The sequence below is a fragment of the Streptomyces sp. CB01580 genome, assembly GCF_001905795.1.
Taxonomy (GTDB): domain Bacteria; phylum Actinomycetota; class Actinomycetes; order Streptomycetales; family Streptomycetaceae; genus Streptomyces.
The window spans coordinates 1-12,990 of the sequence record NZ_LIXJ01000029.1 but is presented as its reverse complement, the minus strand read 5'-3'; the positions used below and the strand labels follow the sequence as shown (position 1 = coordinate 12,990).

The 12,990-nt window shown below is 71.8% G+C and carries 11 protein-coding genes; 6 read left to right on the top strand and 5 right to left on the bottom strand.

Annotated features, from left to right (window positions below; all coding sequences use genetic code 11):
- The first annotated feature begins 9 nt into the window (after positions 1–9).
- The 3 genes from AMK22_RS30260 to AMK22_RS41260 all read left to right on the top strand — a co-directional run bounded on the left by AMK22_RS30260 (position 10) and on the right by AMK22_RS41260 (position 1,925).
- A complete protein-coding gene (locus AMK22_RS30260) occupies positions 10–435 on the top strand; it encodes a DUF742 domain-containing protein (RefSeq protein WP_073790259.1) in 426 nt (141 codons plus the stop codon).
- Positions 416–1,021 carry a GTP-binding protein gene (locus AMK22_RS30255; protein ID WP_073790258.1) on the top strand — a complete coding sequence of 202 codons (606 nt, stop codon included), beginning with the start codon at positions 416–418 and terminating at the stop codon, positions 1,019–1,021. The genes AMK22_RS30260 and AMK22_RS30255 overlap by 20 nt, the downstream gene beginning before the upstream one ends.
- Positions 1,022–1,343: 322 nt before the next feature.
- On the top strand, positions 1,344–1,925 hold the full coding sequence (locus AMK22_RS41260; RefSeq protein ID WP_242434188.1) for a hypothetical protein: 582 nt from the start codon (positions 1,344–1,346) through the stop codon (positions 1,923–1,925).
- 415 nt (positions 1,926–2,340) lie between these two features.
- Here AMK22_RS41260 and AMK22_RS30245 read toward each other — a convergent pair whose 3' ends face one another.
- Positions 2,341–2,694 carry a DUF962 domain-containing protein gene (locus AMK22_RS30245; RefSeq protein ID WP_073790256.1) on the bottom strand — a complete coding sequence of 118 codons (354 nt, stop codon included), beginning with the start codon at positions 2,692–2,694 and terminating at the stop codon, positions 2,341–2,343.
- Between the two features lie 115 nt (positions 2,695–2,809).
- Positions 2,810–3,616 (bottom strand): M15 family metallopeptidase, encoded by an 807-nt coding sequence (locus AMK22_RS30240; RefSeq protein ID WP_073790321.1) that lies wholly within the window; start codon positions 3,614–3,616, stop codon positions 2,810–2,812.
- A 57-nt stretch (positions 3,617–3,673) separates the two neighbouring features.
- Here AMK22_RS30240 and AMK22_RS30235 point away from each other — a divergent pair, with 57 nt between their 5' ends.
- Positions 3,674–4,216 carry an NUDIX domain-containing protein gene (locus tag AMK22_RS30235; protein ID WP_242434187.1) on the top strand — a complete coding sequence of 181 codons (543 nt, stop codon included), beginning with the start codon at positions 3,674–3,676 and terminating at the stop codon, positions 4,214–4,216.
- A gap of 207 nt (positions 4,217–4,423) precedes the next feature.
- Here AMK22_RS30235 and AMK22_RS30230 read toward each other — a convergent pair whose 3' ends face one another.
- Entirely contained in the window at positions 4,424–6,772 is a 2,349-nt protein-coding gene (locus AMK22_RS30230) for a glycoside hydrolase family 31 protein (RefSeq protein ID WP_073790255.1), read from the bottom strand.
- Positions 6,773–7,014: 242 nt separating this feature from the next.
- Between AMK22_RS30230 and AMK22_RS30225 the strand changes: the two genes are divergently transcribed.
- Together AMK22_RS30225 and AMK22_RS30220 are read left to right on the top strand one after the other, a co-directional pair.
- Positions 7,015–8,991 carry an acetoacetate--CoA ligase gene (locus AMK22_RS30225; RefSeq protein WP_073790253.1) on the top strand — a complete coding sequence of 659 codons (1,977 nt, stop codon included), beginning with the start codon at positions 7,015–7,017 and terminating at the stop codon, positions 8,989–8,991.
- Positions 8,992–9,203: 212 nt separating this feature from the next.
- Positions 9,204–10,067 carry a hypothetical protein gene (locus AMK22_RS30220; RefSeq protein ID WP_073790318.1) on the top strand — a complete coding sequence of 288 codons (864 nt, stop codon included), beginning with the start codon at positions 9,204–9,206 and terminating at the stop codon, positions 10,065–10,067.
- 95 nt (positions 10,068–10,162) lie between these two features.
- Here AMK22_RS30220 and ptsP read toward each other — a convergent pair whose 3' ends face one another.
- Positions 10,163–11,833 (bottom strand): phosphoenolpyruvate--protein phosphotransferase, encoded by a 1,671-nt coding sequence (ptsP, locus tag AMK22_RS30215; protein WP_073790251.1) that lies wholly within the window; start codon positions 11,831–11,833, stop codon positions 10,163–10,165.
- A 76-nt stretch (positions 11,834–11,909) separates the two neighbouring features.
- Positions 11,910–12,359, bottom strand: coding sequence for a PTS sugar transporter subunit IIA (locus AMK22_RS30210; protein WP_073790249.1), 450 nt, complete (start codon positions 12,357–12,359; stop codon positions 11,910–11,912).
- Between the last annotated feature and the right edge of the window lie 631 nt (positions 12,360–12,990).

The window sequence follows — 12,990 nt, the reverse complement described above, 5'->3', positions numbered from 1 at the left end:
GCGGACGGCATGAGCGCTGATTCCTCCTCCGGATCCCCGGCACCGCACACGGGCCCACAGACCTCGCGCTGGTACGACGCCGAGGCGGGACCCGTGGTCCGCCCGTACGCGATGACCCGCGGGCGCACCAGCAGCGCCTCCCGTCATCGGCTCGACCTGATCGCGGTCGTCGTCCCCGAATTCGCGGCCGACGACCCCGTCCGTGACCAGACGCTCTCCCCGGAACACGTGGAGATCGTCGAGCTGTGCAGCGCCATGCCCCAGTCGATCGCCGAGCTCGCGGCGGGACTGGACCTCCCCGTGGGGGTGGTCCGGGTCCTGGTCGGCGACCTCGTCGAGGACGAACTCGTGCACGTGACCCGTCCCGTTCCGCCGGCCGAACTGCCGGACGTGAGCATTCTTCGCGAGGTGATCAATGGCCTTCGGGCGCTCTAGCCGCCGCAAGCGGCCCGTCGATCCCGTCACCCTGAAAATCCTGGTGGCGGGCGGCTTCGGCGTGGGCAAGACGACCCTGGTCGGTGCGGTCAGCGAGATCCGGCCGCTGCGGACGGAGGAACGGCTCAGCGAGGCGGGCCGTCCCGTGGACGACGTGGTCGGAGTGGAGGCGAAGACCACCACCACGGTGGCCATGGACTTCGGCCGTATCACCCTGCGCGAGGACCTGGTGCTGTACCTGTTCGGCACCCCCGGTCAGGACCGGTTCTGGTTCCTCTGGGACGAACTGGCCCAGGGGGCGCTGGGGGCGGTCGTGCTCGCGGACACCAGACGCCTGGAGGACTGTTTCGCGGCGGTGGACTACTTCGAGCGGCGCCGGATCCCGTTCGTGGTCGCCGTGAACTGCTTCGAGGGCGCCGATCTCTTCCCCGTCACGACCGTTCGGGCGGCGCTCGACCTCGACCCCGAGGTGCCGGTGCTCATGTGCGACGCGCGGGACCGCTCCTCCGCGCGGGACGTGCTGGTGACGGTCGTCGAGCACGCGGTGGACCGGGTGGAGCGCCCCCGCGAGCCCGTGACGTCCTAGTGCCGCTCCCGGCAACGTTTGCCCCGTCGCACCGTCCGGCACGCACTCCCCCAAGGCCTTAAGGGCCAGGGGGGACCCCCTTCGGCGTTGGCCGAAAGCCCACGTAGCCCTTCCCCAAGCTCTCGACTTCGTTCGAGCAGGGGAGACCCCATCCGAGGGCTTTCGGCCGCCTTGCGATCGCACGCACCGGACGCCGCTCCTTCCGGGCAAACCTTGCCGGTCACGGCACTAGTTGTTCTGTCCCGGGAGGTCGGCGACGCGGCCGGCGGGCGGTGAGGGGAATCCCCGCGACGATTCCCGCCGGCCGTGTCAGAGTGAGGGCGTGACAAGGACTGGGCCGGAAGAGGTGTTCGCGGTCGAACGCCGCGGTGGAGGTGGGAGTCTCTACGCGTATCGGGTGCGCGGGCTCGGCCGCGGCGCGGTGGTTGTGTGGATCGGTGGCAGAGGTGACGAACCCGATCGGGTACTGACGCTGCCGGAGGCCGATCGTCGGCAGGTGCCGGTGTTCAGGACTGTTCGGCAGGCGCGGATGTATGTGAGCCGACAGGGGCGGAAACTGGCCGCTTCCGGGGCCGACATGCTGGAGCTCGGCCGTGTCCAGCACTGGCTGGAGGACCCGGTGCGCCGACACGTCCCCACGGGTGCGGTGCTGGAGGCGTGGAACTTCTTCGAGGATCTGGCCCGAGGGCTCCGCGAAGTCCACCGGCTACGGCAGGGAGCGGTGCATGACAGCGCCTACGAGAAGCTGTTCGGAGGCGAGTGCGCTGCGTGGACGCCCGACGAGCAATGCGCCGTAGTGGAACTGATCACGACCGGAGTGGAGTTGTGGAACTCCTGCCCCGTGGTCGTGAAGCCCGGTTCGAGCATCGTCGTGGACAGGGGGGCGGGGCCCCCGGGGGTGTGACCCGTGCGTCGGCCGCTTCGACGAGGCGCTCTCACGCGGCCCCGGCCGGGTGATTCGGTCCGGGACCGGAGCGGTGAGTCGCGCGCGAACGCCGTCCTCGGTTCGGCGTGGACATCGCGTCGGCGGCGCACCACGATCGCCCGGCGGAGTTTCACCGGATCCCGCGCGGTCCTGCTGATCCGCCACGGCTTTCGGCCCCGATCCCCCGTGACCGGCCCGACGAACAGACCCGATCGACGCCCCCACCACCTCCGCGGGCAAGTCCTGGAGGCAGTCCGCTCGCCGACGAGCAGCGGGTCGGTCACCGGGCCGAGGCCGCGTCACAAGCCACTGGCCAGGGCGTGGCGTCGAACCGGCGTCGTTCGGCCGGAGAGCCGGGCGGCGTCCGGCACCCCGCGACGACCGCCGCCCGCGGTCACGGCCGGCGGTTGACGGCGAGCCACTCGGCGGCGGTTTCCGCCAGCTCGTGGTCGCGTCCCGCCAGCATCGTCCGGATCATCCGCACATCACCGCGGAGCGACCAGACGGGGTGCCCGAACGTGGCCGGGTTGTTCTTCTCGATCAGGAAATGGGCGGGCCAGGCGGTCCCGTAGCCGATCAGCGGCAGCGCGACGGCGTACCTCTTGCGCCCTCGCGCCAGGCCGTAGGCGGCGACCGCGAGACCGGTGAGGGTCCCGGTCAGATGGACCCAGCGGGTCGCGGCCCTGGAGTGCATCGCGACGTAGTAGGGCCAGAATTCCTCGTACGAATCGAACTCCTGTTGTGGCATACGGGCACCGTAATGGCTCGGACGGCAACCGGAAACGGCCCGGACGCGTCGGAGGGGGAGGAGGGGCGGCCGGAACCCGCGGGGGTGGTCCCGGCCGCTCCCTCCCGTTCGCGTGTCAGTGCCCCGCCACGGACCTTCTCGCGACCGGGAAGTCGAAGTAGGTGTCCGGGAACGGCTCCGCCCGGAGGGTGTAGTGCCACCATTCCTCGGCCAGGTTCACGAATCCGGCCTCGGCGAGGGTCCGCTTCAGGAACTGCCGGTTGGCGCGCCGCGCCCCCTGGACCTGCGGGTCGTCGGTGTGCGCGAGCGTGTCGAAGCAGTCGAAACCCGTGCCCATGTCCACGGAGCTGTCCGGGAAGCGCTCGTTCTGCGGTGCGTAGCAGGGCGCGCTGCCCCGGCCGGGGTCGTCCGGTCCGGCCGGGGCAGCAGGCAGCTTCACGAGCGTCAGGTCCACCGTGCTGCCCCGGCTGTGCCCGGATTTCTCCGCGATGTACCCGTCCGCGAACAGCCGCGACTTGTCGACCCGGGGGTAGAACTCGCCCTTCATCGTCTGGTCGCCGAGGTCCTTCGCCCAGCGCACGAAGTGGTCGACCGCCCGCTGCGGCCGGTAGCAGTCGTACACCTTCAGGGAGTAGCCCCGACGCAGCAGCCGGGTCTGCGCGCGGTGGAGGGCCCGTGCCGCGGGACGCGTCAGGATGCAGAGCGGCTCGCGGTAGCCGTCCACCGGCACGCCCATGAAGGTGTGGGCGGTGGGGTAGCGCATCTCCTGGATGATCGTCGGGTCCACCGAGCGGAGCGCGACGAATTCGCCGGGGGCCTTCGGCTCGGGCCTGGCCAGGGCCGCCGGGGCGGAGGCGGTGACGGCGAGCAGGGCGGCGGCAGCGGTCACCAGGACACGGAAGGCGGAACCCATACCTGTCATGGGCACATAATCCTGGAACGGGGGAGAGCGCGACAGGGGATCGGATACAGTCCGCGCGTGTCCGCGTTCACGAATCATCCGCAGAAGCCGGTCAAGGGGTCCCACTGTGCCACGTGCGGCGCACCGTACGCCGTCCCGGCGGCCCCGGCCAACTGGCCCCGCACCTGCGCCGCCTGCGGTGACACGGCCTACCGCAACCCCCTGCCGGTCGCCGTGGCCCTGCTCCCCGTCACCGGCCGCGACGGCACCGGCCTCGTCGTGATCACCCGGACCATCGCGCCGCAGTTCGGCGGGGTCGCACTCCCCGGCGGCTTCATCGACCACGACGAGGACTGGAAGCACGCCGTGGTGCGCGAACTCCGCGAGGAGACCGGTATCGAGGCCGACGAAGGGGACGTCCGGCTCGCCGACGCCCTCAGCGACCCGGGAGGACACCTGCTCCTCTTCGGGCTCCTCCCGGCACGCCCCGCGGCCGACCTCCCGCCCTCCGTACCGACCGACGAGACCACGGGCTTCCACGTGCTCGGCGCACCCACCGAACTCGCCTTCCCTCTGCACACGCTCGCCGCCCGGTCGTGGTTCGAGGGCGGCTACTACTGACCGGACGACCACGCGCGGCGCCTGGTCACCGCGCGCCCGGGCCCGCCACCACGGCCGGCGCCCCGCGTCCGCCCACGTGCGCCCCGACACCACGCTTGCGCGACCGCGCGCTCCAGCACTCCGAGCCGTCCTGCCGCGCGCCCCGGCACCGCGCTTGCGCGACCGCGCACCCCGGTACTTCGGCTCGCCCCGTCGCCCGCCCCGGGCCTATGTGCCGCGCACGCGTACCGGGCGGACCGGTCCCTCCGCTCCCTCCCGCTCCACCACGACCTTTCCGTCCACCAGCCTCGTCGTGTACCGCTCGACCTCCGCCCGTTCCCGGCCTTCGCCCGGGTCCGGCACCACCAACCCGCCCCCGGTGCGGCCCGCCGCCGGAGCCCACACCTCCAGCTCCACCTCCCCGTCCGCGCCCCGCACGGGCAGCACCGAACCGGCCCGTGCCAGCACCGGCACCCGGGACAGCGGAGCATCCAGCAACACCTGCCCCGGCCCCTCGTGGACCTCACCCGTCGCCGTGTCGTACCACCGCCCCCGCGGCAGCCGCACCGCCCGGCGGTCCGCACCCCGCTCCAGCACCGGCGCCACCAGCAGCGCGTCCCCCAGCAGGAACGCGTCCTCGCAGTCCCGCAACGCCCGCTCCCCAGATGCCCCCCACCACAGCGGCCGCACGTACGGCGCGCCGGTCAGCGCGGCCAGCCCCGCCAGCGTCTCGAAGTACGGCCTCAGCCGCTCCCGCTCCACCAGCGCGGCCCGCGCGTACTCCAGCACTTGCGGCCCGAACTCCCACGGCTCCCGTCGGCCCGCGTCGATCGCCGCGTGCGTCCGGAACAACGGCAGATAGGCGCCGAGCTGGAACCACCGCAGATACAACTCGGGCGAGGGGGACCCGTCGAACCCGCCCACGTCCGGCCCCGAGTACGGCACCCCGCACAGCCCGAGCCCCAGCACCAGTGCCAGCGACGCCCGCAACCCGGGCCAGCCGGTCGCCACGTCACCGGACCAGGTGCCCCCATACCGCTGCATCCCCGCCCAGCCCGAACGCGAGAACAGGAATGGACGCTCCCGCGGCCGCAGTCGGCGCAGCGCCTCGTGACCGGCACGCGCCATGGCGAGCCCGTACACGTTGTGCGCCTCGCGGTGATCCCCTCCGCGGCCCTCCAGGCAGTGCCGCGCCGACCGCGGCAGCGTCGGATCCCCGAACGCCGTGAACGACACCGGCTCGTTCATGTCGTGCCACACCCCGGAGAAACCCTGCGCGAGCCGCTCCTCGTACAGCCCGCCCCACCACTCCCGCACCAGCGGATCGGTGAAGTCCGGATACACGCACTCACCCGGCCACACCTCCCCGCACACCACCCGCCCCCGGGCGTCCCGCACGAACGCCCCCCGGCTCCCGACCTCCGTGCCCGAGTCGAACACCGCGTACCCGGGCTCCGCCTTCACCGCGGGATCGACGATCGACACCAGCCGGACCCCCTTTTCCCGCAACTCCTCCGCCAGCCCCGGCAGGTCCGGGAAACGCCCCCGGTCGACGGTGAACACCCGGTTTCCGTCGAAGTGATCGATGTCCAGATGCAGAACGGACAGCGGCAGCTCCCGCTCCTGGTATCCGGCGACGATCCGCCGCACCTCCTGCTCGCCGCCGAACCCCCAACGGGCGTGCTGCGGACCGAGTGCCCACGACGGCGGCAGCGCCGGGGCGCCCGTGAGCGCGGTCCAGCTCTGCAGCACCCGGGCCGGCGTACCCGCCGTCGCCCAGCACCGCAGTGGCCCGCCGTCCATCCGCACCTCGCACGTGCCCGGACGGTCATGGCCGGAACCCGCGCCCTCCTCGCCCTCGCGCAGCGTCACCCGCCCCGACCAGCTGTTGTCGTGGAACACCAGATGCGTCCCCGCGTCGGACACCACCAGCTGCACCGGCATGGTCAGGGACAGGGGATCGTCCTCCGGCCCGAACCGCCCCCCGGGATCGGTGTTCCACAGCCGGTACACCCCATCCCGCAGCCGAGGCCCCGAGGCCCGCCCGCCGAGCCCGAAGAACCGGGCGTCCGCGGGCACCTCGGACCGTTGCACCCACCGGGCCGCACCCCCCGCGACCGGCTCCCACCAGCGCGGCGGGAGCTCGCGCCGGAGCATCACCCCGCCCGGCGTCCGCAGCTCCACGGCCCCGTGCCGCGACACCGCGAGGGTCAGCCGCTCCGACACCACCTGCCAGCCGTCCTCCGTGTCCGGCTCCAGCCGGGCCCGCGGATCCGCCTCCGGCGCCGCGCCGGCCAGCGCGTACGACGGCAGCGGATCGGCCCCGTCCCAGCTCCAGAACACCGCGCCGCCCACCGTCACCCGGACCCGCAGCTCCGACCGCGCGAACCGCACCACGCCCCCGCCCGGCCCCGGCTCCGCCCCCACCACGAGCCCCGGCACCCGCGCCCGCTCCGCACCACGGCGAGGCAGCGCCCGCGCGTCCGCGTTCCGCCTGCGCACGGCTGAGCGCACCATGCGCAGCCCCCGTGCCGAACCGACCAACTTCACCGAGCGCACCAGGTCACGACCATCCATGCGGCTCACCCTGCCACCCGACGGACGGGGGGCGGGCCCCGTTCAACTTCCGTTCACCCATGGTCGGCCCGCGCGTACCCGTGGTCGGCCCACATGTGCGGACACCGGACCATGGGCGGTGAACCCTGGTGCGAACGACGATCACATGGCATCGTCCGTAACGGCCGCCTCACGCGCACACCCCGGCACGTGTGCGCGTCCCACGCCGACCCCGCGTATCCGTACAGTCAGGGAGCAGCCCCATGACCGCAGCAACCGACGAGACCCCGCTCTGGCAGCCCGGCCCCGACCGCGTCGCCGCCGCGGCCGTCACCCGCTTCCAGAACTGGGCGGCGGGGCGCTACGGAGCCCCGGCCGAAGGCGGCTACCCGGCACTGCACCGCTGGTCCGTCGAGGAACTCGACACGTTCTGGAAGGCCGTCGCCGACTGGTTCGACGTACGGTTCTCCACCCCGTACGAGTCCGTCATGGGCGACCGCACCATGCCCGGCGCCCAGTGGTTCCCGGGCGCCACCCTCAACTACGCCGAACACGCCCTGCGTGCCGCCGAGGACCCCTCGCGCGCGGACGCCCCCGCACTGCTCCACGTCGACGAGACCCACACCCAGGCCGCGGTCTCCTGGTCCGAACTCCGCCGCAGGGTCGGATCCCTCGCCGCCGAGCTGCGCGCCCTCGGCGTCCGGCCGGGCGACCGGGTCAGCGCGTACCTCCCCAACATCCCCCAGGCCGTCATCGCCTTCCTCGCCACCGCCGCCGTCGGCGGGGTCTGGACGTCCTGCGCCCCGGACTTCGGCGCCCGCAGCGTCCTCGACCGCTTCCAACAGGTCGAACCCGTCGTCCTGTTCGCGGTGGACGGCTACCGCTACGGCGGCAAGGAGTACGACCGCGCCGACACGGTCGCCGAGCTGCGCCGCGAACTCCCCACCCTGCGCGCCGTCGTCCATATCCCGCTCCTGGGCACGGAGGCCCCGGACGGCGCGCTCGAATGGTCCGCCCTCACCGCCGCGGACACGGAACCCGTCTTCGAGCCGGTGCCCTTCGACCATCCGCTGTGGGTGCTGTACTCCTCCGGTACGACCGGACTCCCCAAGGCCATCGTCCAGTCCCAGGGCGGCATCCTGCTCGAACACTTCAAGCAGATCGGCCTGCACTGCGACCTCGGCCCCGAGGACCGGTTCTTCTGGTACACCTCCACCGGCTGGATGATGTGGAACTTCCTCGTCTCCGGCCTGCTCACCGGCACCACGCTCGTGCTGTACGACGGAAGCCCCGGCTTCCCGGACGTCAGTGCCCAGTGGCGGGTCGCCGAACAGACCGGAGCCACCCTCTTCGGCACCTCCGCCTCCTACGTGATGGCCTGTCGCAAGGCCGGCATCCACCCCGGGCGCGACCTGGACCTCTCCCGGATCCAGTGTGTCGCCACCACCGGATCCCCGCTCCCGCCCGACGGATTCCGCTGGCTGCACGACGAGGTCGGCGACGACCTGTGGATCGCCTCCGTCAGCGGCGGAACGGACGTGTGCAGCTGCTTCGCCGGTGCGGTCCCCACCCTTCCCGTGCACATCGGCGAACTCCAGGCCCCGTGCCTCGGCACGGACCTGCAGTCCTGGGACCCCGCGGGCAAGCCGCTCGTCGGCGAGGTCGGCGAGCTCGTCGTCACCGCGCCCATGCCGTCCATGCCGATCCATTTCTGGAACGACCCCGACGGCAGCCGCTACCACGACAGCTACTTCGACATGTACCCCGGCGTCTGGCGTCACGGCGACTGGATCACGATCACCGAACGGGGCTCGGTCCTCATCCACGGCCGATCCGACTCCACCCTCAACCGCCAGGGCGTGCGGATGGGCTCCTCGGACATCTACGAGGCCGTCGAGAGGCTTCCCGAGATCCGCGAATCCCTCGTCATCGGCATCGAGGAACCCGACGGCGGCTACTGGATGCCGCTGTTCGTCCACCTCACCGAGGGCGCCGTGCTCGACGACGACCTCCGCGACAGCATCAAGCGCACCATCCGCGAGAACCTCTCGCCGCGTCATGTCCCGGACGAGGTCATCGAGGTCCCCGGCATCCCGCACACCCTCACCGGCAAGCGCATCGAGGTTCCGGTCAAACGCCTCCTGCAGGGAACTGCCCTGGCCAAGGCGGTCAACCCCGGCTCCGTCGACAACCTCGAACTCCTCCACTTCTTCGAGGACCTCGCCCGCAGACGTCACTGAGCGCCACATTGTCAGTGCCCATGGCTACTCTGAGTGAGCAATGTTCGTCAGCGCACTGGGGGAGTCACATGGCGTACCACAGCAACATCCGGCGGACCGGGCCCGGCGGGACCGAGCCCGGGAGGACCACGCACGAGGGCCCGGGGCGGGAGAGGCGGGAGGGGACCGTCACCACCGCCCGGCCCCGTGGCCGCGGCCGTACCGGGACGTCCATGCGTCGCACGCTGCGCCGCGAAGCCCCCAGCACCATCGGCCTGCTGGCCGACGAACGGGACTTCGCGGCGATGCGGCGCTACCGCACCTTCGCCTTCGACGACCACACCGTCTACCTCCAGCAGGTCGAGGGCCTGCTCAAGTCCCTCGCCGCACAGGGCAGGCACGCCACGGTCGCGCTCTTCGACCCCGAGGAGTACGCGGAGTTCTGCGCCGAGTCCGGAATCGCGGCCGACGCCCCCGCCAGCCGCAGCCGCTTCACCGCGGAGATCGCCGCGTCCGGAGCCACCGTCGCGTACACGGGTCAACGCATCGACGACCTGATCCCGCTCCTGGTCGACCGGGCCGTCCGCCAGGCCACCTGGGAGTACGCCACGATGACCCTGGCCGGCCTCGGGGAGTGCGCGGACTGCGGCCAGGACATCGGCCGCGCCGCCTTCGACCGGGCTTCCCATCTCCTTCTGCGCATGCTGGAGACCGCGGGTCCGGGCACCCACCACCTCGTCTGCTCGGCCCCCGCGGCGGGCGAGCACCTGCTCTCGGTCCTCCACGTCGAGCGTGACACCGGGGGCCCCGCCCGCCTCGAATCGGCGGAGGGCGTCGAGTTCGTCACCGTCCTCGCCGTCGGCATCGCCCTCGAAAAGCCCGGGGGAGTCGTGCTCCGCACCAGCAATCCCGGCGCCCGGGACCGCGTCCACGGCTGGCGCCTGGACCGCGCCTGCCTGGTCCCGCTCACCGCGGGCGAGGTCTTCAGCGCCTACTGCACCGACGCCGACACCGGCGAACCCGTCGCCCCCGAGCCGCATGTGGACTACTGCGCGGGCTTCGACCTCGGAGCCGACAAGCCGGAAGAACACCACTGAGAACGGGGGCACCGGGACGGGGACAGACCGCGCGAGGACAGCGAAGGGGCTCCCCGCACTCATCGGGCGGGGAGCCCCTTCACCTCGGTGCGCGGCTACTCGCCCGACAGCACGGCCTGAGCGGCCGTCCGCGCCTCCTCCGCGGAGTCCGCCGCACGCGCGGCGGAGGCTGCGCGCTCGCACTGCGCCAGCGTGTGCTTGGCCAGCGCCGCGCGCACATAGGGGATGGACGCCGCGCCCATCGACAACGACGTCACGCCCAGACCCGTCAGAACGCAGGCGAGCAGTGGATCGGAGGCCGCCTCACCACAGACGCCACAGCTCTTTCCCTCGGCCCGGGCCGCCTCGGCCGAGAGCGCCACCAGGTCGAGCAGTGCCGGCTGCCAGGGATCCTGCAGTCGGGACACCGCCCCCACCTGCCGGTCGGCGGCGAAGGTGTACTGCGCCAGGTCGTTGGTGCCCAGCGACAGGAACTCCACCTCCTGCAGGATCGAGCGTGCCCGCAGCGCGGCGGACGGGATCTCCACCATCGCCCCGAACTTCGCCCCCAGCCCCGCCTCGCGGCAGGCGTCGGCGAAGGCCCTCGCGTCCGTACGGTCCGCCACCATCGGGGCCATGACCTCGAGATGGACGGGCAGACCCTCGGCCGCCTTCGCCAGCGCGGTGAGCTGGGTCCGCAGCACCTCGGGGTGTTCCACCAGGCTCCGCAGCCCGCGCACACCCAGCGCCGGGTTCGGTTCGTCCGCGGGCGTCAGGAAGGCGAGCGGCTTGTCGGCACCGGCGTCCAGCACCCGCACCACGACGCGCCCTTCGGGAAACGCCTCGAGCACCGCCCGGTACGCCGCGAACTGCTTCTCCTCCGACGGTGCCCGATCGCTGTCGTCCAGGAACAGGAACTCGGTACGGAAGAGACCCACGCCCTCCGCGCCGGCCTCGACCGCCGCGGGCACGTCCCCCGGTCCTCCCACATTGGCGAGCAGCGGGACCTTGTGACCGTCGGAGGTCGCCCCCGGACCGGTCGACGCCGCCAGCGCGGCCTTGCGCGAGGCGGCGGCGCTCCGCAGTTCCGCGCGCTTCTCGGCGCCGGGCTCCACGAAGACCTCGCCGGTGCTGCCGTCCACCGCGACGACAGCACCCTCGGCCAGCTCGGTGGCACCGGGGAGGGCCACCACGGCGGGCACACCGAGCGCCCGGGCCAGGATCGCGCTGTGACTGGTCGGCCCACCCTCCTCGGTGACGAAACCGAGCACCAGCGCGGGGTCGAGCAGCGCGGTGTCGGCGGGCGCCAGGTCCCGCGCGATCAGTACGTACGGCTGATCGCTGTCCGGCACGCCGGGCATCGGCACACCGAGCAGCCGGGCCACGATCCGGTTGCGCACGTCGTCGAGGTCCGCGACCCGACCCGCGAGGTACTCCCCGGCATTGGCGAGCAGCGCCCGGTAGGAGGCGAAGGCGTCGTAGACCCCCCGTTCGGCGGAGCTGCCGACGGCGATGCGCCGCTCCACGTCGGCCATCAGCTCCGGGTCCTGCGCCATCATGGCCTGGGCCTCGAGGACGTGCTGCGCCTCGCCCCCGGCCAGGTTGCCCCGCGCGATCAGGTCCGCCGCCACGGCCTCCACCGCCTGGCGGGCGCGCCCCTGTTCCCGCTCCGCCTCCTCGGCCGGGATCTGCTTGGCCGGCGGTTCGAGAACCGCCGTACCCATATGACGCACCTCGCCGACCGCCACCCCGTGGCTCACGCCGACGCCTCGCAGCGTTGTCTCCATCTCACCCGTCCCCGGTCGTGCGGTGGGTCGTGCCCCCGCTGTGGATATCCGGTCCGCTGTCACTTCGCCGAGCCCGTCACTGCCAGCCGAACAGTGTGTCGCCGGTCTTCACGTCCCCGTCCTCACGGACGTCGGCAAGGGAATCGGCCGTGGCCTCGAGCGCGACGACCGGGCACACGGGAGACTTGCCCGCCGCCTCCACACCCGCGGGATCCCACCGCACGATCCCCTGGCCGCGCGCGACGGTGTCCCCCTTGTTCACGAGGAGTTCGAAGCCCTCGCCGTTGAGCTGAACGGTGTCGATACCGAGGTGGACGAGCACACCGTGCCCCTGCCCGTCCACGACGACGAACGCGTGCGGGTGGAGGGAGACGACGATGCCCTCGACCGGCGACACGACCTCGGACGGCTCACGCACGGGATCGATCGCGGTCCCCGGGCCCACCATCGCGCCGGCGAAAACCGGGTCCGGTACTGCGGCGAGCCCGATGGCACGTCCGGCAAGAGGCGACGTCACAGCGGTCATGGGGAACCTCCCAGGGGTGGAGCTACGGTGGCGTCGTCACGGCTGGCGGACGACGGCATGCTGTTCAGCAGCGTAAGTCATAAGAAGTTCCGATTCCGCCCGAGTGCTGACGGTTCGAGACCCTGAGTGGCCACCGGAAACGATTTGCCTCGTCCCGGGCCCACCTGTATGGTCATACCTCCGCCTGACCCCGGTGCAACATGGATTCGGGGTCGGTGAAGACTCCTCACGCACGATTCCATTTCAGGATGGGGCACCTGCATGTCCGCAGGGGGCCCGGTCAGGGAAAGGGAAAATGCCTGATAGAGTCGGGCTCGCCGGAAAGGGAAAGCGCGAAAGCGTAAATCTGGAAGGCGAATTCCTCTGCTCTGCAGAGGCCCGCTTCGACCGGGAATCGGACACGAAAGAGTCTGATAGAGTCGGAAACGCAAGACCGAAGGGAAAAGCCCGGAGGAAAGCCTGGACCGGAAGGTCGGGGTGAGTACAAAGGAAGCGTCCGTTCCTTGAGAACTCAACAGCGTGCCAAAAGTCAACGCCAGATATGTTGATACCCCGTCTCCGGCCGATGAATCGGTTGGGGCGAGGTTCCTTTGAAAGTCCTGCGGGATCACTGATCTCGTAGGCGATTACA

Excerpts from the sequence above, each read along its gene's own strand:
- AMK22_RS30245 (WP_073790256.1), bottom strand. The coding sequence starts at position 2,694 with ATGCCACAACAGGAGTTCGATTCGTACGAGGAATTCTGGCCCTACTAC.
- AMK22_RS30240 (WP_073790321.1), bottom strand. The coding sequence starts at position 3,616 with ATGACAGGTATGGGTTCCGCCTTCCGTGTCCTGGTGACCGCTGCCGCC.
- ptsP (WP_073790251.1), bottom strand. The coding sequence starts at position 11,833 with ATGGAGACAACGCTGCGAGGCGTCGGCGTGAGCCACGGGGTGGCGGTC.
- AMK22_RS30210 (WP_073790249.1), bottom strand. The coding sequence starts at position 12,359 with ATGACCGCTGTGACGTCGCCTCTTGCCGGACGTGCCATCGGGCTCGCC.
- AMK22_RS30260 (WP_073790259.1), top strand. The coding sequence starts at position 10 with ATGAGCGCTGATTCCTCCTCCGGATCCCCGGCACCGCACACGGGCCCA.
- AMK22_RS30230 (WP_073790255.1), bottom strand. The coding sequence starts at position 6,772 with ATGGATGGTCGTGACCTGGTGCGCTCGGTGAAGTTGGTCGGTTCGGCA.
- AMK22_RS30255 (WP_073790258.1), top strand. The coding sequence starts at position 416 with ATGGCCTTCGGGCGCTCTAGCCGCCGCAAGCGGCCCGTCGATCCCGTC.
- AMK22_RS30225 (WP_073790253.1), top strand. The coding sequence starts at position 7,015 with ATGACCGCAGCAACCGACGAGACCCCGCTCTGGCAGCCCGGCCCCGAC.
- AMK22_RS30220 (WP_073790318.1), top strand. The coding sequence starts at position 9,204 with ATGCGTCGCACGCTGCGCCGCGAAGCCCCCAGCACCATCGGCCTGCTG.